Origin of the sequence: Sphingomonas sp. (genome assembly GCF_031372575.1) — a bacterium.
GTDB lineage: Bacteria > Pseudomonadota > Alphaproteobacteria > Sphingomonadales > Sphingomonadaceae > Sphingomicrobium.
The window spans coordinates 1-19,935 of record NZ_JANMLM010000088.1; the positions used below are offsets into that span (position 1 = coordinate 1).

Annotated in this window: 27 protein-coding genes, 1 other RNA gene and 1 pseudogene; 18 read left to right on the forward strand and 11 right to left on the reverse strand. The window is 63.0% G+C overall.

What is annotated here, in order from left to right:
* On the reverse strand, positions 1-677 hold a 677-nt coding region (gene trmD, locus RMN73_RS08715; RefSeq protein WP_309602931.1), incomplete at its 3' end, for a tRNA (guanosine(37)-N1)-methyltransferase TrmD.
* A gap of 56 nt (positions 678-733) precedes the next feature.
* Between trmD and RMN73_RS08720 the strand changes: the two genes are divergently transcribed.
* Positions 734-1,657, forward strand: a complete 924-nt coding sequence (locus RMN73_RS08720; RefSeq protein WP_309602932.1) for an NAD(P)/FAD-dependent oxidoreductase — start codon at positions 734-736, stop codon at positions 1,655-1,657.
* Here RMN73_RS08720 and rimM read toward each other — a convergent pair.
* The 4 genes and pseudogenes from rimM to RMN73_RS08740 all read right to left on the reverse strand — a co-directional run bounded on the left by rimM (position 1,654) and on the right by RMN73_RS08740 (position 4,958).
* Positions 1,654-2,151, reverse strand: a complete 498-nt coding sequence (rimM, locus tag RMN73_RS08725) for a ribosome maturation factor RimM (RefSeq protein WP_309602933.1) — start codon at positions 2,149-2,151, stop codon at positions 1,654-1,656. The genes RMN73_RS08720 and rimM overlap by 4 nt on opposite strands.
* A 290-nt stretch (positions 2,152-2,441) precedes the next feature.
* Positions 2,442-2,891 (reverse strand): annotated as a pseudogene (rpsP, locus tag RMN73_RS08730) (30S ribosomal protein S16); the annotation flags it as partial.
* 25 nt (positions 2,892-2,916) lie between these two features.
* On the reverse strand, positions 2,917-4,377 hold the full coding sequence (gene ffh, locus RMN73_RS08735; protein WP_309602934.1) for a signal recognition particle protein: 1,461 nt from the start codon (positions 4,375-4,377) through the stop codon (positions 2,917-2,919).
* Between the two features lie 164 nt (positions 4,378-4,541).
* Positions 4,542-4,958, reverse strand: coding sequence for a hypothetical protein (locus RMN73_RS08740; RefSeq protein WP_309602935.1), 417 nt, complete (start codon positions 4,956-4,958; stop codon positions 4,542-4,544).
* Between the two features lie 68 nt (positions 4,959-5,026).
* On the opposite strand from RMN73_RS08740, the gene dapF reads away from it, so the two are divergent.
* From dapF to RMN73_RS08775, 7 genes are all read left to right on the forward strand, one after another.
* Entirely contained in the window at positions 5,027-5,830 is an 804-nt protein-coding gene (gene dapF / locus RMN73_RS08745; RefSeq protein WP_309602936.1) for a diaminopimelate epimerase, read from the forward strand.
* On the forward strand, positions 5,827-6,966 hold the full coding sequence (locus RMN73_RS08750; protein ID WP_309602937.1) for a radical SAM protein: 1,140 nt from the start codon (positions 5,827-5,829) through the stop codon (positions 6,964-6,966). Before dapF ends, RMN73_RS08750 begins: the two co-directional genes overlap by 4 nt.
* A complete protein-coding gene (ftsY, locus tag RMN73_RS08755; protein ID WP_309602938.1) occupies positions 6,963-7,877 on the forward strand; it encodes a signal recognition particle-docking protein FtsY in 915 nt (304 codons plus the stop codon). Before RMN73_RS08750 ends, ftsY begins: the two co-directional genes overlap by 4 nt.
* On the forward strand, positions 7,874-8,488 hold the full coding sequence (locus RMN73_RS08760; RefSeq protein WP_309602939.1) for a septation protein A: 615 nt from the start codon (positions 7,874-7,876) through the stop codon (positions 8,486-8,488). The genes ftsY and RMN73_RS08760 overlap by 4 nt, the downstream gene beginning before the upstream one ends.
* On the forward strand, positions 8,485-9,423 hold the full coding sequence (locus tag RMN73_RS08765) for an ABC transporter ATP-binding protein (protein WP_309602940.1): 939 nt from the start codon (positions 8,485-8,487) through the stop codon (positions 9,421-9,423). Before RMN73_RS08760 ends, RMN73_RS08765 begins: the two co-directional genes overlap by 4 nt.
* Complete coding sequence (locus RMN73_RS08770; protein WP_309602941.1) at positions 9,420-10,181, forward strand: ABC transporter permease; 762 nt, start codon at positions 9,420-9,422, stop codon at positions 10,179-10,181. The genes RMN73_RS08765 and RMN73_RS08770 overlap by 4 nt, the downstream gene beginning before the upstream one ends.
* A 120-nt stretch (positions 10,182-10,301) precedes the next feature.
* Entirely contained in the window at positions 10,302-11,570 is a 1,269-nt protein-coding gene (locus tag RMN73_RS08775; RefSeq protein ID WP_309602942.1) for an HWE histidine kinase domain-containing protein, read from the forward strand.
* Between the two features lie 45 nt (positions 11,571-11,615).
* On the opposite strand, the gene RMN73_RS08780 is transcribed toward RMN73_RS08775, so the two are convergent.
* Positions 11,616-12,257, reverse strand: coding sequence for a superoxide dismutase (locus RMN73_RS08780; RefSeq protein WP_309602943.1), 642 nt, complete (start codon positions 12,255-12,257; stop codon positions 11,616-11,618).
* Between the two features lie 140 nt (positions 12,258-12,397).
* Between RMN73_RS08780 and RMN73_RS08785 the strand changes: the two genes are divergently transcribed.
* Positions 12,398-12,967: a urate hydroxylase PuuD gene (locus tag RMN73_RS08785; protein ID WP_309602944.1), complete on the forward strand. Its 570-nt coding sequence runs from the start codon at positions 12,398-12,400 to the stop codon at positions 12,965-12,967.
* Positions 12,968-12,991: 24 nt separating this feature from the next.
* Here RMN73_RS08785 and RMN73_RS08790 read toward each other — a convergent pair whose 3' ends face one another.
* Entirely contained in the window at positions 12,992-13,552 is a 561-nt protein-coding gene (locus tag RMN73_RS08790) for a hypothetical protein (RefSeq protein WP_309602945.1), read from the reverse strand.
* Between the two features lie 55 nt (positions 13,553-13,607).
* The gene (pspF, locus tag RMN73_RS08795; RefSeq protein ID WP_309602946.1) at positions 13,608-14,651 is read right to left on the reverse strand and encodes a phage shock protein operon transcriptional activator; all 1,044 of its coding nucleotides are present in this window, start codon (positions 14,649-14,651) and stop codon (positions 13,608-13,610) included.
* A gap of 159 nt (positions 14,652-14,810) precedes the next feature.
* Between pspF and pspA the strand changes: the two genes are divergently transcribed.
* The 9 genes from pspA to RMN73_RS08840 are packed head-to-tail and all read left to right on the forward strand — an operon-like array spanning position 14,811 to position 18,258.
* Complete coding sequence (gene pspA, locus RMN73_RS08800) at positions 14,811-15,479, forward strand: phage shock protein PspA (RefSeq protein WP_309602947.1); 669 nt, start codon at positions 14,811-14,813, stop codon at positions 15,477-15,479.
* Positions 15,479-15,808 carry an envelope stress response membrane protein PspB gene (gene pspB, locus RMN73_RS08805; protein WP_309602948.1) on the forward strand — a complete coding sequence of 110 codons (330 nt, stop codon included), beginning with the start codon at positions 15,479-15,481 and terminating at the stop codon, positions 15,806-15,808. Before pspA ends, pspB begins: the two co-directional genes overlap by 1 nt.
* Before the next feature lie 4 nt (positions 15,809-15,812).
* Positions 15,813-16,199 (forward strand): envelope stress response membrane protein PspC, encoded by a 387-nt coding sequence (pspC, locus tag RMN73_RS08810; RefSeq protein WP_309602949.1) that lies wholly within the window; start codon positions 15,813-15,815, stop codon positions 16,197-16,199.
* Between the two features lie 24 nt (positions 16,200-16,223).
* Positions 16,224-16,502, forward strand: coding sequence for a hypothetical protein (locus tag RMN73_RS08815; protein ID WP_309602964.1), 279 nt, complete (start codon positions 16,224-16,226; stop codon positions 16,500-16,502).
* A 14-nt stretch (positions 16,503-16,516) separates the two neighbouring features.
* Positions 16,517-16,861 (forward strand): hypothetical protein, encoded by a 345-nt coding sequence (locus tag RMN73_RS08820; RefSeq protein ID WP_309602950.1) that lies wholly within the window; start codon positions 16,517-16,519, stop codon positions 16,859-16,861.
* Complete coding sequence (locus RMN73_RS08825; RefSeq protein ID WP_309602951.1) at positions 16,861-17,133, forward strand: hypothetical protein; 273 nt, start codon at positions 16,861-16,863, stop codon at positions 17,131-17,133. The genes RMN73_RS08820 and RMN73_RS08825 overlap by 1 nt, the downstream gene beginning before the upstream one ends.
* Positions 17,130-17,417, forward strand: a complete 288-nt coding sequence (locus RMN73_RS08830) for a hypothetical protein (protein ID WP_309602952.1) — start codon at positions 17,130-17,132, stop codon at positions 17,415-17,417. The genes RMN73_RS08825 and RMN73_RS08830 overlap by 4 nt, the downstream gene beginning before the upstream one ends.
* Before the next feature lie 20 nt (positions 17,418-17,437).
* Positions 17,438-17,842, forward strand: coding sequence for a SufE family protein (locus tag RMN73_RS08835; RefSeq protein ID WP_309602953.1), 405 nt, complete (start codon positions 17,438-17,440; stop codon positions 17,840-17,842).
* Entirely contained in the window at positions 17,839-18,258 is a 420-nt protein-coding gene (locus RMN73_RS08840; protein ID WP_309602954.1) for a PaaI family thioesterase, read from the forward strand. Before RMN73_RS08835 ends, RMN73_RS08840 begins: the two co-directional genes overlap by 4 nt.
* Here the strand turns inward: RMN73_RS08840 and RMN73_RS08845 are convergent.
* From RMN73_RS08845 to RMN73_RS08855, 3 genes are all read right to left on the reverse strand, one after another.
* Positions 18,255-18,791 carry a J domain-containing protein gene (locus RMN73_RS08845; protein ID WP_309602955.1) on the reverse strand — a complete coding sequence of 179 codons (537 nt, stop codon included), beginning with the start codon at positions 18,789-18,791 and terminating at the stop codon, positions 18,255-18,257. The two genes, RMN73_RS08840 and RMN73_RS08845, sit on opposite strands and share 4 nt — an antisense overlap.
* 47 nt (positions 18,792-18,838) lie before the next feature.
* Positions 18,839-19,217, reverse strand: an RNA gene (gene rnpB / locus RMN73_RS08850) — RNase P RNA component class A.
* Positions 19,218-19,233: 16 nt separating this feature from the next.
* The gene (locus tag RMN73_RS08855) at positions 19,234-19,914 is read right to left on the reverse strand and encodes an N-acetylmuramoyl-L-alanine amidase (RefSeq protein ID WP_309602956.1); all 681 of its coding nucleotides are present in this window, start codon (positions 19,912-19,914) and stop codon (positions 19,234-19,236) included.
* Positions 19,915-19,935: the final 21 nt, after the last annotated feature.

Consider the following 19,935-nt stretch of genomic DNA (forward strand, 5'->3'; position numbering starts at 1 on the left):
CCATGGCGCTCGATCAGGTCCGGCCGCCGTAGCCGTGTGTCTTCGGATGCCCGGTCGTGCCGCCACGCCGCGATCCTCGCATGATCCCCCGATCGCAGTACTTCGGGGATCGTGCGTCCTTCCCACAGAGCGGGTCGGGTATAATGCGGATATTCGAGAAGCCCCGTTTCGAAGCTCTCTTCCTCACCGCTGGAGGCCGCGCCCATTACCCCGGGGAGCAGCCGAACGCAAGCGTCGAGCAGGACCATCGCGCCAAGCTCTCCGCCCGACAGCACATAGTCGCCGATCGACACTTCTTCCAATGGCCGCGCATCGAAGATTCGCTCGTCGAACCCCTCAAACCGCCCGCAGAGCAGGATCACCCCGTCGCCCGCCACAAGGTCGCGCACCCGGGCCTGAGTCAGCGGGCGCCCGCGCGGTGTAAGCGCAAGCATCGGGCGGGTGTCGGCGACGGCATCGATCGCTGCGGCGAGCACGTCACAGCGAAGCACCATCCCCGCCCCACCGCCGGCTGGGGTGTCATCGACGGTGCGATGCTTGTCGATTGCATGATCGCGGATGTTATGCGCGTCGATCGTCCATTTGCCCTCGGTCAGGGCACGCCCGGCGATCGATAAGCCAAGCGGTCCGGGGAACATCTCCGGGTACAGCGTCAGGACGGTGGCGCGGAAGGTCATGGCGGCGCGCCCTAGCCTAAGCGGAACTTGCGCGCCATGCCCGGCATTGTGGCGTCATGGACAACACCCCCCTCGACTGCCTCGTCATCGGCGGCGGCCCGGCCGGCCTTACGGCGGCGATTTATCTATCGCGCTATCATCTCGACATTCTGGTCGTTGACGGCGGCAAGAGCCGCGCGGCGTGGATACCGTGTACGCACAATCACGCCGGCTTTCCCGATGGCATAAGCGGGGTCGAGTTGCTTGAGCGGATGCGCGAGCAAGCGCAGAAATATGGCACCAAGATCCAGACCGAGCATGTCACCCGGATTGAGCGCGACGAGGATAGCGGGCTGTTTACCGCCACCTGGGGCTCGGGCTGCGTCACCGCGCGGTCGGTATTGCTTGCGACCGGCGTCACCAATCGCCGCCCGCCGATGGATGAGAAGCTCCATGACGAAGCGCTTGCTGCCGGGCTGATTCGTTATTGCCCGGTGTGCGATGGCTTCGAAATCACCGACAAGAAGGTCGGGGTGATCGGGTCAGGCAAAGGCGGGGTCAATGAGGCGATCTTCCTGCGCAGCTTCACCGCCGACGTGACGCTGATTGCGGCTGACAAAGCGGTCGACATTACCGCCGAGGACAAGGCGCGGCTTGAGGAAGCGGGAATTGCGACGGTCGATGGCCCGGCAGAGGGGGTTGCCGCTATGGAAGGCTGCATCACGATCGACACTGCCGAGGGTCATTTCACCTTCGACAGCGTGTATCCCGCGCTGGGCAGCGACACGCATACGCAATTGGCGGAGATGCTTGGCGCCAAGCTTAGCGGCGACTGCTGCGTGATCGTCGATAGTCACCAGCGGAGCAGCGTGTCAGGCCTGTATGCGGCGGGCGATATCGTGCTCGGGCTCGACCAGATCAGCCATGCGATGGGCGAAGGCGGGGTGGCATCGACCACCATCCGCAACGATCTGGCAAAGCAGCGCCCGTTGCGGCGCTAGGCGAGGAAGTCGGGGTCGAGGACGATCTTGCCGTCGGCGAGGTCAGCGATGCCGTCACGGAACGGGATCAGCGAGCGCTTGCCGTCGGGGAGCGCGATGTCGAGCAATGCGCCCGCGCCATAATCCTCGATCGCGGCAACGGTCCCGACCGGTCTGCCTTCACCATCGACGCACGGCAGTCCGATGATGTCGGTGTGATAATATTCGCCCTCGGCCAGCGGGGCGAGCGAGGCGCGGTCGATCTCGACCAACGACCCGCGCAGCGCCTCGGCGGCTTCGCGTGAGGACACGCCCTCGAACCGCGCGATGGCGGTCTTGTTGCCGGCGCGGACATCTTTCAGCTTGAGCGGCGCGCCACCGACGGTCAGGCTGGGCTGGCCTGAAAGGCTGTCGATCCCCTCCCCGAACAGCTTCAGCTTGACCTCGCCGCGAACGCCATGCGCCCCGGCGACCGCAGCCAGCGCAATGCGCTTGTCGGTCGCCGGTGACGTCATGTTGCTTACGCCTTCGCGGTTTCGTCGGTTTCGGCAGCCGGCGCTTCCTCGGCTTCGCCTTCGGCCGGGGCCTGGGCGCTTTCGCCGGTCACTGCAGCGGCGTCGTCGCCAGCATCGCTGTTCGGGGTGGCTTCGTTGGAGTCAGCCTCGGCAGCAGGTGCTTCGTCCGCAGCGGCTTCAGCGGCGGGCACCTCGTCAGCAACAGGCGCTTCGTCAGCAACAGGCGCTTCCTCGGCGACAGGCGGTTCTTCAGCAGCCGGGGCTTCCTCGGCGGCAGGAGCTTCCTCGGCAGCAGGCGCTTCGGCTTCAGCGGTTACGTCCTCGGCGGGGGCGGCTGCTTCCTCGACGACTTCCGGCTCAGGCGCAGGGGCGGCGGCGGCGGCGGCGGCGGCTTCCTCGGCGGCGACAAGCTTGCCAGCGCGCTCCTCGACGCGTTCCTTGGCCTTGTCGCCCGGAAGTGCCTTGTTGGGGTTGTTGCGGGCGGCGCGTTCCCGGATGCCGGCGGCATCGAGGAAGCGGGCAACACGGTCCGACGGCTGCGCGCCGACGCTCAGCCAATGCGTGATGCGATCGGCGTCGAGCTTGACCCGGTCGGGCGAATCCTTGGCGAGCAGGGGATTGTAAGTGCCGACCTTCTCGATGAAGCGGCCATCGCGCGCATTGCGCGAGTCAGCGACGACGAGGCGATAATAAGGACGCTTCTTGGAGCCACCACGGGCCAGACGAATTGCAACTGCCATTTGATATTCCTTTCAGTGAGTTAGTTTATTTCTTTGTGAATTTGTCGAAACCTGGGGGTAGATTGAAACTGCCCGCTCCGCCGCCCAATCCGGGCAGGCTGGCACCGCCGCCGCCAGCGCCCGGCACCATCTGCCCAAGCGCTTTTTCCATTCCGCCGGCACCGCCGAACATCGCCGCGAGCTTGCCAAAGCCGCCCATCTTCTTGAGCCGCTTCATCGCGCCTTCCATGTCCTTGTGCATCTTGAGGAGCTTGTTGACCTCCTGCACGTTGGTGCCGCTGCCCTTGGCAATGCGGATCTTGCGCTTGGCGTTGATCACGTCGGGCCGGGCGCGTTCTTTCGCGGTCATCGACGACATCATCGCTTCCAAGCGGCCCAAGGCCTTGTCATCAGCCATGCCGGGCTTCGCGAGCCCCTTCATGCCGGGCATCATCCCGGCCAGTGCGCCGAGCCCGCCCATGCGCTGCATCTGGCCGATCTGCATGCGGAGGTCATCGAGGTCGAACTTGCCCTTGGCCATCTTGGCCGCGAGTTTCTCGGCATCTTCGACTTGGATCGTCTCGGCGGCGCGCTCGACCAACCCGACGACGTCGCCCATGCCGAGAATGCGGCCGGCCACGCGGTCGGGGTGAAAGGCTTCCAGTTTGTCGAGCGCTTCGCCGGTGCCGGCGAACTTGATTGGCTTGCCCGTCACAGCACGCATCGACAGCGCCGCGCCGCCCCTGGCGTCGCCGTCCATGCGGGTGAGGATCACGCCCGAAATATCGACCTGACCGGCAAAGCCCTTGGCGACGTTGACCGCATCCTGCCCGGTCAGGCTGTCGACCACCAGCAGGGTTTCGGCCAGACGCGAGGCGGTTTCGACCGCCTTCATCTCGGCCATCAGGGCATCGTCGACGTGAAGCCGACCTGCGGTGTCGAGTAACAAAACGTCGAAGCCCTGCAATTTGGCCGACTGCATCGCCCGCTCGGCAATCTGCACCGGGGTCTGGCCGGCGACGATGGGTAGCGTCTCGACTTCGATCTGCCTGCCGAGCACCGCGAGCTGCTCCTGCGCTGCGGGCCGCGCGACGTCGAGCGACGCCATCAGCACCTTCTTGCGATCGCGCTCGGTCAGGCGTTTGGCGAGCTTGGCGGTGGTGGTGGTCTTGCCCGAGCCCTGCAGCCCGACCATCATGATTACCGCCGGCGGATTGACGTCGAGGTTGAGGTCGGCGTTCGCGCCGCCGAGCATCTCGATCAGCGCATCGTTGACGATCTTGACGACCATCTGGCCCGGCGTGACCGAGCGGATCACTTCCTGGCCGATGGCGCGCTCGGTAACTTGCTCGACAAAATCTCGCGCCACCGGCAGCGCAACGTCGGCCTCAAGCAACGCAACGCGAACCTCGCGCAATGCCGAGCGGACATCGTCTTCGGACAGAGCGCCGCGGCCGCGGAGCTTGTCGAACACGCCGCTCAGGCGATCGCTAAGGCTGTCGAACATTCAAATTCCTCAAACTCAAAATCCGTTCGTCCCGAGCGACGTCGAGGGGAAAAACGAACAAATCGCCGGCGGGCGAAACCTCGCCGGCCAGCGTGCATCCGTGGACGCGCCCGATATTGTGTGTCGTTAGACGAACGTGCCCCTACGCGAGGGGCGCGTGAGGGTCAAGGTTTGGGCTTGCCACCCGGACGCGGTCCCCGGCCCGGCCCGGCGCCGCCCGGACGATCACCGGGGCCGCGCCGCCCCGGCCCGGCGCGGGGGAAACGGCGCTCGCTTGGTCCACGGCGCTCGCGGTCGCGTTCGGGGACCCGGTCGATCGGGCGCTGGGTCGGCATCTCGCCCTTCGGGCCAACCGCATAACCTTCCTTGAGCATCAGGTTGAAAGCGTTGCGGACGCTGAGGTTGATCGAATCCTGCAGGCCCTTGGGAAGTTCGGTGAAGGCGGCGTTGGGGTGGACGCTCTGGACATCGCGCAGGAGGTTGTTGGGAAGCCCCCCGGCCCCCGCTTTCAACGCCTCAATCGCTTCCGTTACGGCGGCGATGAGGATGGCTTGCATGACGTCCGACGCGGCTTTGGGCACTGGTTCTCTCCTGACGCGCTCGACCGAACAAGTGGACGAAGCCGCTTTGGCTCCCTAAGTCGCGGCGCGTGATGCGGCAATTCCACAAGATGCATGGGCTGGGCAATGATTTCGTGATCCTTGACGGGCGCGATGAGCCGATTGTCATGACTCCCGCGCTGGCCAAAGCGCTGGCCGACCGGCACATCGGCATCGGCTGCGACCAGTTGATCCTGATCGAGCCGTCGAACGTCGCCGAGATCAAAATGCGGATCTGGAACCATGACGGCGGCGAAGTCGAAAGCTGCGGCAACGCCAGCCGCTGCGTCGTCGCGCTGACCGGGGCCAAGACGATCGAGACCGGCGGCGGGATTGTCGAGGGGAAGGCGAAGGGCGACGAGATCGAGGTGACCTTGCCCCCGCCGAGCTTCGCGTGGGATGCTATCCCCTTGGCTTATCCGATGGATACCGCCGCGCTGCCAATGGCGTGGGGGCCGTTGCAGCATCCGATGGCGCTGTCGGTCGGCAATCCGCATCTGGTGTTCTTCGTCGCGGACCCAAGGGCGATCGACCTCGACGCCAATGGGCCGAGCATCGAGCATGACCCGGTGTTCCCTGAGCGGATTAACGTCAATGTCGCGAGCGTCGGCGCGGACGGGATCAAGTTGCGGACGTGGGAGCGCGGGGTCGGACAGACGCTGGCGTGCGGCACGGGGGCTTCGGCCACCGCGGTGGCGGCGATCGTGTCGAAGCGCGCGACCTCGCCGGTCAAGGTGAGCATGAAGGGTGGCAGCCTGACGATCGGCTGGGCGCCGGGCGAGCCGATTTCGATGCGCGGGCCCGCGACGATGGTGTTCACCGGATCGATCGACCTGGCGACCTTTGAGGGATGAGCGCCGAGACGATCACTTTGGGCTGTCGGTTAAACTTCGCTGAGAGCGAGGCGATGGCGGCTGGTGCGCCCGAGGGAAGCCTGATCGTCAACAGCTGTGCGGTGACTAGCGAGGCGGTGCGACAGACTCGGCAGGCAATCAGGCGGGCGCATCGCGAGAACCCTGCGCGGCCGATCATCGTCACCGGCTGTGCGGTGCAGCTTGATCCCGAGGCTTTTCGCGCGATGCCCGAAGTCACCGAGGTCCGGTTGCGCGATGACTCCGCGCCAGCGCTCGCATCAGCCGGGCTGGTCCATTCGGTAAAAAGCTTCGTCGCGGTGCAGACCGGGTGCGACCATCGCTGCACCTTCTGCACGATCTGGACCGCGCGCGGGCCGTCGCGGTCGGTGACGTATGCGGCAGTGCGCGATGCGGTCGAGCGCGAGCTGGCTCGCGGGGCGAAGGAGATAGTCCTGACCGGGGTGGATATTACCGATTATGATGGTGGACTTGGACGATTGTGCCAGCGGCTCTTGTCCGATTTGCCGGGTTTGAAGCGCCTCCGCCTGTCGAGCCTCGACAGCATCGAAATCGATGGCGCGCTAATCGAGTTGATCGCCGGCGAGCCGCGACTGATGCCGCATTTCCATTTGTCGCTACAGGCGGGCGACGATCTGGTGCTGAAGCGGATGAAGCGGCGGCATTTGCGCCGGGATGCGGTGGCGACGGTCGCGGCGATCAAGGCGGCTCGGCCCGAGGCGACGATCGGCGCGGACCTCATTGCCGGTTTCCCGACCGAGAGCGAAGCGGCGGCGCACAATACGTTGGCATTGCTCGACGATTGCGATGTGGTCGCGGCGCACATCTTCCCCTTCTCGCCCCGCCCCGGTACCCCGGCGGCGCGGATGCCGCAGGTCGAGCGCGAATTGGTGAAAGCGCGCGCGGCGAGGCTTCGTGATCGCGCGGCGGTGCGGCGTTCGAACTGGCTCGATGGGCTGGTCGGCAGCCACCAGCGCGTGCTGATCGAGAACGAACGCGGCGAAGGACATGGGGCGAGCAATGCGCCGGTGCGGATCGCGGGTGCGGCTAAGGGAAGCATCATCGACGCAATCATCACCGCACGCTACGGCAATCATCTGATCGGGAATATCGAATGAGTTGGCTCGACCGCCTGACCGGCGGGTTCAAGAAGACCGCCGACCGGCTGGGCGAAAATATCAGCGGGCTGACGTCGAAAGTGGCGCTCGACACGGCGACGCTCGACGATATCGAGGAAGCGCTGATCGCGTCCGACCTGGGGCCCGAGGCATCGAAGCGGATCCGCAATGCAATTGCCGCGCGGCGGTTCGAGCAACTCGACGAGCGCGGACTGCGCACCATATTGGCCGAGGAGATCGAAGCGATCCTCGTCCCCGTCGCCAAGCCGCTCGAGGTGACCGGCTTCCCGCGCCCGCACGTCATCCTCGTGATCGGGGTCAATGGCAGCGGTAAGACGACGACCATCGGCAAGCTCGGGCATTTGCTGATGGAGCAGGATTATGGGGTTTTGCTTGCGGCGGGAGACACTTTCCGCGCGGCCGCGATCGAGCAACTGCAGATCTGGGGTCAGCGCATCGGTGCGGGGGTGATTTCGGGCAAGGAAGGTGGCGACGCGGCGGGGATCGTGTTCGACGGCGTCAAACAGGCGACCGCGACCGGGATCGACGCCTTGATCGTCGACACCGCTGGAAGATTGCAGAACAAGACCCATCTCATGGATGAACTGACCAAGGTGCGGCGTGTGCTCGGGCGGCTCAATCCCGAGGCGCCGCACGACGTGCTGCTGGTGCTCGATGCGACCACCGGGCAGAACGCGCTTAACCAGATCGAAGTGTTCAAGGAGAGCGCCGGGGTGACCGGATTGATCATGACCAAATTGGACGGCACCGCGCGCGGCGGGGTGCTGGTTGCGGCGGCGGAGCGCTTCGGTTTGCCGATCCATGCGATCGGGGTTGGCGAAGGAGTCGATGACCTGCGGCCATTCGATCCGCGGGCCGTGGCGCGGGCGATTGCGGGGTTGAGCGAATGAGCGCGCCGACCAAGACTCCATCGGCGGCGTCGCGCCTGCTGGTCGATGTCGGGCCGTTGCTGGTTTTCTTCCTCGCCAATTATTTCGCCCCGGTGCCGGGCGCGATCAAGATTTTCGTCGCCACCGGGGCGTTCATGGCGGCGATGATCGTCGCGATGATCTACTCGCAGCTTCGCTTCGGCAAGATTTCGCCGTTGCTCATGTTCTCCGGGATTGTGGTAATCATCCTCGGCGGGCTGACCATCTGGCTGCACAATGAGACGTTCATTAAGATCAAGCCGACGATCTATTACGCATTGGTCGCGGGGCTATTGTTTTTCGGGCTCAAGACCGACCGGCCATTCCTGAAATCGGTGCTGGGCAGCGCCTATCCGGGCCTGAGCGACATCGGCTGGCGCAAGCTGACGGTCAATTGGGCGGTGTTTTTCCTCGTCATGGCGCTGGTCAACGAAGCGGTGTGGCGGACCAGCACGACCGATTTCTGGATCGGGTTCAAACTGTGGGGAGCGATCCCCCTCACCTTCCTGTTTGCCGCGCTCAACATTCCGATGATGATGCGCCACGGGCTGACCACCGAACCCGATCTCTCCGAGCCGGGGCCGATCGAATGAGCGATTCCATCTTGTCGATCCGCGGCCTGCGCAAAGCCTATGCCAGCGGCACCGAGGCGCTGAAATCGGTCGATCTCGACATCCAGCGCGGCGAGATTTTCGCTTTGCTGGGGCCCAATGGCGCTGGCAAGACGACCCTGATCAACATCGTCTGTGGCATCGTCACCGCATCGGGCGGGACGGTCACCGTCGACGGGCGCGACCATGCGACCGAGTTTCGCGCCACGCGCAGCATGATCGGGCTGGTGCCGCAGGAATTGACCACCGACGCGTTCGAGACAGTGTGGGCGACGGTCAGCTTCAGCCGCGGATTGTTCGGCAAGCCGCGCGACGACGCGCACATTGAGCGGTTGCTCAAGCGACTGTCGCTGTGGGACAAGCGCAAATCGAAAATGATGGAATTGTCGGGCGGGATGAAGCGCCGGGTGATGATCGCCAAGGCGCTGAGCCATGAGCCGAAACTTTTGTTCCTCGATGAGCCGAGCGCCGGGGTCGACGTCGAATTGCGGCGCGACATGTGGAATTTGGTGCGCGATTTGCGGCGCGACGGGACGACGATCATCCTCACCACCCATTATATCGAGGAAGCCGAGGAAATGGCCGACCGCGTCGGGGTGATCCGTCGCGGCGAACTGGTCGAGGTCGGCGACAAGGCCGAGCTGATGGCGCGGATGGGGCAGAAGACGCTCAAGATCACGCTCGATCCTCCGCTTGAAGCCTTGCCCGAGGCACTCGCCGAATGGACGCCCTCGCTTGAGGATGATGGCCACACATTGACCTATGCGTTCGACAGCCATGCCGACACCACCGGCATCTCCGGCCTGATGCGCGCGCTCGACGGCCTTGGCATCGGCTACAAGGATCTGTCGACCCACCAGTCGAGCCTCGAGGACATCTTCGTCAGCCTGGTCCATGAAGCGGAGCCGGCAGCATGAACTGGAACGGCATCGGCGCGATCTACAAGTTCGAAATGGCGCGCGCGCAGCGGACTTTGTGGCAGAGCCTCGTCGCGCCGGTGATCACCACCTCGCTCTATTTCCTGGTGTTCGGAAGCGCGATCGGCAGCCGCATGACCGACATGGCCGGGATCGGTTTTGCCGCGTTCATCGTCCCCGGGCTGATCCTCATGAGCGTGCTCACCCAGTCGATTTTCAACGCCAGCTTCGGCATCTATTTTCCCAAGTTCACCGGCACGATCTACGAATTGCTGTCGGCGCCCTTATCAGCGGTAGAGACGGTGATCGCTTATGTCGGCGCAGCGGTGACCAAGGCGGTCATCCTCGCGTTGATCACACTGGCGACCGCGGCCTTGTTCGTCAGTTTTCGGGTCGACCATCCGATCCTGATGCTGATCGCGATGATCGCGATCTCGACCGGCTTCTGTTTGCTCGGGTTCGTGATCGGCATTTGGGCCAAGAATTTCGAACAATTGCAGGTCGTGCCGTTGCTCGTCGTGACCCCGCTGACCTTCCTCGGCGGGGTGTTCTACTCGGTCGCGACGCTCGGCGAGCCGTGGCAGACCGTCACGCGGCTCAACCCGATCCTGTATTTGGTATCGGGGTTCCGCTGGACCTTCTTCAGCCATGCCGATGTGCCTTTGGCGGCGAGCGTCGCGGTGATGGCGGGCGCGATCCTGCTCCCGCTTGCCGCCATTATCTGGATTTTCCGGACCGGGTACCGGCTAAAGAATTAGGCGTCGGCCCCGGATCGCACCGATCCGACTCGGCTTGACACGCTCTTTGCGCGCGGCCACCGAAGTGATCCCGTTGCCACATTCTGTTGCGTTACAACCGAGCCCCAAAAGGAACTGGCGATGACCAAACCAGACTCTCCACCGATCGTGCTGGTTGTCGAGGACGAGATGGTGCTGCGGATGCGGGCCGTCGACATCGTCGAGGACGCCGGGTTCGTGCCGATCGAGGCGATCAGCGCCGACCAGGCTATTCAAATCCTCGAATCGCGCGATGACATATCCTTGCTGTTCACCGACATTCAAATGCCCGGCAGCATGGACGGGCTGAAGCTGGCCCATGCGACCCACACCCGCTGGCCGCACATCAAGATCATCCTGGTTTCCGGGCAGATTGCAGTGACCGACGAGGACAAGCCGGAAGACAGCAAATTCTTCCCCAAGCCGCTCAAAGTCCAGCAGATGATCGCTGAGATCCAGGAGATGGTCGGCAATGGTGCGTTGGAGGTGCTGCCATCACTTTCCCCAGCGGATGTGTCGCTGACGCGGGAGAATAATCAACTTCGCTACCAGCTCCAGCAGGCCGGAATCCATGCCGAGGCACTGCTCGTCAAGACTGTGCTTGATACCGCGACCCAGCAATCAATCATCGACGAAAATCAGCCGTTCCAGGATGCGCTGACGACCGAAAATGACAGTCTCAAGCTAGCGCTCGAGCAAGCCGGCATCGACGCCACCGCGTTGCTCGTTCAGTCGGGCATCGACGCGGAAGAACGCGACGCCGCCGACAAGTTGCAGAATTTGATCCATGCCGAATTGCACCACCGGATCAAGAACATGCTCGCAACGGTCGGCGCCATCACCCATCAAAGCCTGCGCACCGCCACCAGCATGGCCCATGCCAGCTCGGCAATCGACGGGCGGTTCGTTGCGTTGGCGCGCGCGCACGATTTGCTCACTCGGGTGAGTTGGGAACATGCCACGATCGACAGCACCATTCGCAGCGCGGTCGAACCATTCGACCAAGGCGGCGGGCGGTTCGTGATTTCGGGCGAAGACATCCGCATTGCGTCGAGTTCGGTGATCGCCTTCGCGATGACCCTCAACGAACTGTGCACCAACACCACCAAGTTCGGCGCCTTGTCGCTTCCGTCAGGCCGCGTGCACATTGGGTGGCGGATCGACGGCGATCGGCTTCAGTTCGAATGGGTCGAGACCGGCGGCCCTCCTGTCAGCGAGCCGACTCGCAAGAGTTTCGGGACGCGAATGATGACCTCGCTGGGTCAGCAGTTGAAAGGCCATGTTGCACTCGATTACAAGCCGAGCGGCTTCATCTACACGCTGAATGTGCCGCTCGAGGCGCTGGTCACCAAGCCGAAGATCGGCGCTTAGACGGCAGCGGGGACAAAGACCTTCAGTCCCTGCCCCCGCGATCGGTCAAGCGTCGGCAGTCGCTTTCTGCTTCTGGTCGGCGCGGTCGAGGCCCTTGCCGTCGAGGTTCTTCGCGACAAAGTCCCAATTGACGATATTGGCGAGCACCGATTTCAGATATTTGGGCCGCTCGTTGCGATAGTCGATGTAATAGGCATGCTCCCACACATCGAGCGTCAGCAGCGGCACGAGATCGTGCGCCGCAGGCGTATCGGCGTCGTGAAGAGACGTGATCTTGAGCTTGTCATTGTCGAGCACCAGCCAACCCCAGCCGCTTCCGAAATGATCTGTGCTCTCGGTCGCAAGCTTCTCGAGCATGGCGTCGGCCGACCCGAAATCGCGCTCGACCAAGGTTTTTAGCTCACCCTTGAGCTCGGTCGAACCCGCCGGCGCGAGGCATTGCCAGAAGAAACTGTGGTTCCAGATCTGGGCGCTGTTGTTGAACAGTTTCTTGTCGCCCTTTTCCTTGGCCGCCTTGATCACCTCAATCAGTGAGGCCTCTTCCAATCCCTTCTCGGCGAGCATGCCATTGGTCTTGTCGACATAGGCCTTGTGATGTTTGCCATGGTGGAAATCGAACGTTTCGCCCGACATGTGCGGCTCAAGCGCGGTGCGGTCGAAGGGAAGGTCGGGAAGCGTGAAGGCCATGTTATCCTCGCATGAGATTATAGAGTCCGCCGCCAGCATAACGGCTCACCGGCGCGAAGGCTCCATCGTTCGGGCGCTAATGCTTGCCGGTTGGGCGCGACCGGCCTAGTCGTATCGGCAACAGAATGATGGGGGTCCATATGGGCAAGATATTAGAGAATTTGCATGTCACACTGGTGATCGGCCTGGTCCTGACGGCCGGCCTGATGCTCGGATTTCATTCCGACACCTATTCGGTCGCGGTTACCTTCCGCTGGATGCACGTCTTTTTCGGAATAGTCTGGATCGGATTGCTCTATTATTTCAACTTCGTGCAGATCCCGACGATGCCGAATATTCCGGCGGACCTGAAGCCGGGGGTGAGCAAATATATCGCCCCCAAGGCGCTGTTCTTCTTCCGCTGGGGCGCGGCGCTGACCGTACTGACCGGGCTGATCCTCGCTTACCTCATGGGCTATGAGGAGGAAGCGCTGACCTTCCAGCCGGGCTTCCAATTAATCGGCACCGGGATGTGGCTGGCGATCGTGATGGCGTTCAACGTCTGGTTCATTATCTGGCCCAATCAGAAGCGCGCGCTGGGGATTGTCGAGGCCGACGATGCGACCAAGGCCAAGTCGGCCCGCACCGCGATGCTGACCAGCCGGGTCAACACCATCCTCTCGCTGCCAATGCTCTACGCCATGGCAAGCTATCAGTCGCTGCCCGCCTGATCAGGTCAATCGCGCCGTCGCTCGCTAGCGGCGGCGCACCTGATAGCGTTTGAGGTCCTCGGTCGGCTCGCGCCAATCCGGAGCAAGGCTGTGCGCCCGCTGGAGGTCGTCATAGGCCGCCCTCACCCGCCCCATCCGCTCATTGGCAATCGCCCGGCTGTAATAAGCCAGCGCCTGCCGCACGGTATTGAGGGTGAGCGACTTTTCGATCATCGGCATGGCGTCGCTCGATCCGCCCTGCTGCAGGCTGATGATAGCGAGGTTGAGCCACGCTTCGGCATTGGTCGAGTCGGTCCGGAGCGCAGCATTGAAATCGCGGCCCGCCGAGCGGTAATTATGCCCGCGCAGGTACAAGGCACCGCGATTAACCAAGGTCGCGGCCTTGTCCTTGCGCGATAAGGCTTCCTGGTCGAGCGCAATGTCGCAATGATAGAAACTGTTGCGATCCGCACTCCGCGCCACCGCTGCTTCGTAGCAGTCGCGCGCCGTACTATTGCCGATGGTTACCAAACCGGCCCCTGCGGGCGATGACGCAGCGGTAGTAGCGGCAATGGCCACGGCGGCGCTGAAGAAAAGAGTTCTCATCGAAACCTCCTCTCGTTGGGAAGGTGTAACATACCACCTTATCGGTCGGTGCGCATCACCCCTGCGCGGCGTCGAGCAATTTGTGGCGCTTGAGCGCATGACGCAGCTGGTCGTAGCTCAGCCCCAACGCGGCGGCGGTAGCGCGCTGGTTGAAACGGCTTTTGCCGAGCGCATCCTCAAGCAACGCGCGCTCGTAGGAATTGACCGCGGAGCGAAGGTCGCTGACCTCGGTTGGCGGCGCAAGGGTTGCGGCGGCAGGCGCGGTGCTCGCCACCATCGGCGGATGCGCGACTTCAGGTTGGCCAGAGGCCGAATCCGCCGGTGCCCACGGGGAGTGGAACGGGTCGAACTGGACCGCATCAATCTCGCGCTCGGGGTCTTCGGCACGATAGACGGCGCGCTCGACGGTATTGCGGAGCTCGCGCACATTGCCCGGCCAGGGATAGGTTTCGAACGCTTGCTTGATCTTGTCCGAAAAGCCCGGCCAATTGGACCATTCGAGCTCGACCGCCATCCGCCGCCCGAAATGCTCGGCGAGCAATGGGATATCGCCCTGGCGGGCGCGAAGCGGCGGCAACGTCACCACCTCGAAACTCAACCGGTCGAGCAGATCGGCGCGGAATCGGCCCTCGTCGACCAGCCGCGGCAGATGCTCGTTGGTGGCGGCGACGATTCGGACATCAACCTGGATCGGACGCGACGCGCCGATCCGGGTAATCTCACCATATTCAACCGCGCGCAGCAGCCGGTCCTGGGCCGGCGACGACAGGCTGGCGAGTTCGTCGAGGAACAAGGTGCCGCCGTCGGCTTCCTCGAACCGGCCGTGACGGGTTTTGGCGGCGCCGGTGAAGCTGCCCGCTTCATGCCCGAACAATTCGGCTTCGATCAGATTCTCGGGCAAGGCCGCACAATTCATCGTTACTAGTGGCCCGGCCCAGCGACCAGACAGATGGTGCAGCCGCTCGGCGATCAGCTCCTTGCCGGTGCCGCGTTCGCCGATCACCAGCACCGGACGATTGAGCGGCGCAGCCCGGCTGGCGCGTTCGACCGCGTCGAGAAAGGCCAGGCTCGACCCGACGAATTGATTTGTCCGCTCCATGTCCGAACAGTTGGTGCGTGACACCATGCATTGGCAAGGATTTTCCGACGAACGAACGGCGGAAAAATGCGTTTTTTGCGCTATCTTGTGGTTTCTGCAAAAGTGGCACGGAGCTTGAATAGACTAGTACAACAGGCCGACCACTGCACGGAGTGCTTCATGGGTATCTTTTCCCGCACGCGGGACATTTTCGCAGCCAATATGACCGAGCTGCTCGACCGTGCCGAAGATCCGGCGCGGATGATCCGGATGATCATCCTAGAAATGGAAGAGACGTTGGTCGAAGTTCGCGCTTCCGCCGCGCGCTCGATCGCGGATGGCAAGGAAATGCGCCGCGCGATCAGCCGGCTTGATGAACTGTCGTCGAGCTGGACGGAGAAGGCCGAGCTGGCGCTGTCCAAGGATCGCGAGGATTTGGCCAAGGCGGCATTGATGGAACGCCAGAAGGCGACCGACATGGCCGAGGGCCTGCGCGCCGAGATCAAGTCGATCGAGGATACGCTGAAAAGCTATGAGGCGGATATCGCCAAGTTGCAGGGCAAGTTGCGTGAAGCGCGCAGCCGGCAAAATGCGATCGCTAACCGCTTGGAAAGCGCGGTCACGCGCGCCAAGGCGAGCGAAATGCTCAACGGTGGCCGCACGGAGGATGCATTCTCGCGCTTTGAAATCCTCGAGCGTCGCGCCGACTTCGCCGAGGGTCGCGCCGATGCGCTGGGGATGACTGGGCCGAAAAGCCTTGAGGAAGAAATCGCCGACCTGCGCGCCAGCGATAGCGTCGACGCCGAACTGGAAGCAATGAAGGCCGCAATGAAGGCCAGGGGGGTATAATGCCGGTTGAAGCAGCATTTACGGGAGTGGTCGCGCTCCTCGTTATTTTCGTAGGCCTGCCGTGGCTGATCTTTCACTACATCACGAAGTGGAAGACCGCGAAGACTCTGACCGGCGCCGACGAGCAATTGCTCGACGAGCTCTATGACGCTGGCCGCCGCCTCGACGAGCGTCTTTGCTCGATCGAGCGGATCATGACTGCGGAAAATCCCGAGTGGCGGCAAAATTGCCTGCCGGGTTCGGCAGGGCGCGAAAGCAGCGGCAGCCTGCTCAAGGATTTCGACAATCTGCAGAGTCGCACCGAGCGGTTGCTCGGCGAGAGGAGATAAAGCGATGGTGCAGCCTGCCAGCCGCACGCGTTTCTATCGCGACAAGCGCAATGGCAAGATCAATGGCATGTGCGCCGGGATCGCCGACTACACCGGAATCGACGTAAACCTCGTGCGCTGGATGCTCGTTTTCGCGACATTCTTTAGCGGCGGATCGACTATTCCGCTATATTTTGTGGCAGGGTGGATTTCGCCCGACCGGCCGCGCGAGCTCGATCGCGACGATGCTCAGCAGCAGCAATTCTGGCAGGGCGTTCGCGCCTCTCCCGCGCGAAGTGCTCGGGCGATCGCCAGCAATTTTCGCGAGATCGACCGGCGGTTGGCTGACATCGAACATTATGTCACCACCGAAAACCGCAGTCTCGCCCGCGAGATCGATCAATTGCGCTAGTCTGCATTCCAGGGGGAAATGAGCATGAATTTCGGCGGACCAGGTTTCGTTCTGGCGATCATCGCAATGAGCTTTGTGGCATGGATCATCACCACCGCGATCCGCGCCCGCCACGGCTATCCGCTGGAAGGCGAATGGGGTGGCACGGTGAGCAAGGAAGATCCAGCGACCAAGCAATTGGTGGCCGAGAATGAAGCGCTCAAGACCAATGTCGCGCGCCTCGAAGATCGGCTCAAGGTGCTTGAACGGATCGCCACCGACCCGTCGAAGCGGCTGGCCGACGACATCGACAACCTCCGCTAAGGAAACACGCAATTATGGATCCTGAATTCGCCGCTATCATCGAGGTCGTCATCAAGGTCTTGCCGATGGTCGTGATGATCGTTGCGCTTGGCGTCGGCGGATCGCTGCTCAGTACCTGGCTGAAGATCAAGAATGGCTATCCGCTACAGAACAGCTGGGGCATGCCATTGCACAAGAAAACCGACCAGGAATCGATCGAGCGGATCAAGTTGCTATCTTCCGAAAATGCCCAGCTTCGCGCGGAAATCGGATCGATGAAGGATCGGTTGGAAACCGTCGAGCGGATCGTCACCGACCAGCCATTGCGATTGGCGCGCGAGATTGACCAACTGTCGATCGACAAGGGAGGGCGCGCATAATGGATGATATCGCAAGCTGGATCTGGGTTCTCATCCCCCTCGCGGCGATCAGTATCGCGCCGTTCAAGATGTGGCTGGCGATCAAGGAACGGCAGATTATTGCGCAGACCGCCTTGGCAGCGGAGAAAAGCGCCCAATATGCATCGCATGTTGAACGACTTGAACAACGTGTGAGAGTACTCGAACAAATTGCGACCGACCGCGGCGTTGAGACTGCGGCGCAGATTGAAGCACTGCGGGCACCGCGCCTGACCGGAGTTGACGCCAAATGAACCCCTTTGAATTCGTTCTCCTGATCATCCTGATCACCACAATCGGCGGGATCGTCCGGGCAAAGATGGGATTTCCGTCGTTCCGCTCATCACGCGAGAACCGGCGCAGGCTTGGCTCCTTCGATCGCGGCGAGCAGCAGCAATTGCCGCGCGACGATGCGGATTCGATCCGCCTGCGCGAGGAGGTCAAGATGCTCAAGGAGCGGGTCCAGACGCTCGAGCGGATCACGGTCGACAAGGAAAATAGCCTGGCCCGCGAAATCGACAGTTTGCGCGACCGCTAAGCGGCGGCTAGGCGGGCGGCGTGACCGCGCTCCCCGACATCCTCGAAGATTATTCATTGCTTGAGAGCGAGGATCGTTATCGCCTGCTGATCGACCTCGGCCGCGATCTCGACCCGATGCCCGATGCATTGAAGACCGACGCCACCAAGGTGCGCGGTTGCTCGGCGTCGGTTTGGGTTTATCCGACCCAGGCCGGCGACGGTCGGCTGCACTTCCTCGCCGACAGCAATGCCGCTATCACCAAGGGGGTTGTCGCGCTGGTGCTGGCCGTGGTGCAAGACCGCGCACCGGCCGAGATTGCGGCGATGGATATCGCGGCCGCGCTCGCGCCGTTCAATCTGGCGCGCGAATTGTCGTCCAACCGGACCCAGGGCATCCCCAACATGATCGCCTTGGTCCGCCAAACCGCCGAGCGGCTGGCGTGAGCAACTTCGACCCGAAGCAATTTTTCGAACTCGCGGCCAAAGTCGGGCACGGCCAGGCGCTGGGCCTCGAGTATCGCGCTTCGGGCGATGATTGGGTCGAGCTTGCGCTGCCATGGCGCGAGGAATTGGTCGGGGTGGCGGAGACCGGCATCCTTGCCTCGGGCGCCATCGTCAGCCTGGTCGATACCTGCGGCGGCGCATCGATATGGCAGGCGCTTGGGCAGTTCCAGCACATCGTGACAATCGACCTCAGGCTCGATTACCTCCGCCCCGCGCTCAAGGGCGAGACGGTGATCGCGCGCTGCCGCTGCGACAAGCTCACCCGCCAGATCGCGTTCGTCAGCGGGATGGCACATACCGGCGACGACGGCCGCCCGGTCGCCCGCGCGGTCGGCACGTTTATGCTGACGCCTTAAATCAGTTCGCCGCGTCGCTCGGCGGCCTTGCGCAGTACGTCATACGCTGCCTGGACCTGCTGGAAGCGCTTGGCGGCTTCCGTGTCGTCGCGATTGACGTCGGGGTGAAATTGCTTGGCCAGCCCGCGATACGCCGCCTTGATCGTCGCGGCATCGGCATCGACGTCGATCTCAAGCGCTTCATAGGCGCGCATTTCGTCGCTGCTGCGGCTGCCGTCGCCCGAACCCGCCCATTGGTAATGCGCGCTCTTGCGATAGGCGGAAGCGTCGCTTTCTTCATCGGCGGCGCGGCGTGCGGCTTCCTCCGGGGTCAACCCGGCGAAATAGTCCCAGCCCTTGTTATATTCGCCCGCATGCAACTGGCAGAACATCCAGCGTTCGGGACTGTTGGGGGCTTTGGGCGCGGGCCGGTCCCCAATGTCATTGCAGCCCTCGCGGTCGCACAGCCGGACCTTGGCCGCAGCGCTGCCCTTCGTCCCATACGGGCGCCAGCGGGGGAATCCCCAATCATCCTTGCGGGTTACCTTGGCCATCGCTTCGCCTTGTAGACTGAACACGCCGTCATTGCGACCAGCGAAAAAATGTCAGGGGACCTGTAAGCCGGGTTCTGTCCACCGCCGAAGCGGATGGGCGACCATTCCTCTAGGCGACGGATTGCCCCGCCGCTCAAGCGACCAACCCGGGCGACGAGGCGGAATAGCCCCATATGCCGCCCCTATTCGGTCTTGCACCAGGTGGGGTTTGCCATGCCGCCGCTGTTGCCAGCGCCGCGGTGCGCTCTTGCCGCACCCTTTCGACCTTACCGAACCGAAGATCGGCGGTATGCTTTCTGTGGCACTTTCCCTGAAGCCTTGGCGTGAGCCTCAACCTCGCCGGGCGTTACCCGGCACCTTCATTCCGTGGAGCCCGGACTTTCCTCGCCCCCGCTTGCGCGGGGCCGCGGCCGCCCAGTCCCCTGACGGAGCGGCCAATGAACTATTGCGGTCTCGGGAGCAATAAGGAGAGCAATTTCGCGCGGCACTCGCCGTCGACGATGCCGTCGATGCGATCGGGGCGGAAGCGGCGCTGGAAGGCGATGGTTGCTTTGTGACCGTCGCTGACATCATAGCCGAACCGTTCGAGCGCCAGGTAGAAGCCGGCATCGGGCCAGAACGGGTCCATCAAATCGCGCGTCGGGCTGGGCAGCGCGAGGCGGCGGCGGGCTAGCGCCTCCCACGGGAACAGTTCACCCGGATCCTCCTTGCGCGCGGGAGCGATGTCCGAATGGCCGACGACATTGCCGCGCCCGATGCCGTGGCGTTCCTTGATGCTCGACACCAGCGAGATGACCGACGCGACCTGATCATCGGGGAATGGACGATAGCCGAATTCATGTCCCGGATTGACGATTTCGATCCCGACGCTGGCGGAATTGACGTCGGTTACCCCGCGCCAATAGCTCTTGCCGGCATGCCACGCGCGCTTGGTCTCATCGACTAGGCGATAAATCGAGCCATCTTCGTCGATGCAATAATGCGCCGAAACCTTGGCCTCGGGTGAAGTCATCCGGTCGAGCGCGCTTTGGCAGTCGGGCATGCCGGTATAATGCAGGATGATCATCGTCACCGGCAGCGCCCGATCGTCGAAATTCGGCGAGGGGCGGTCGATCATCTCCATCGGCTCATGGCACACGCCAAG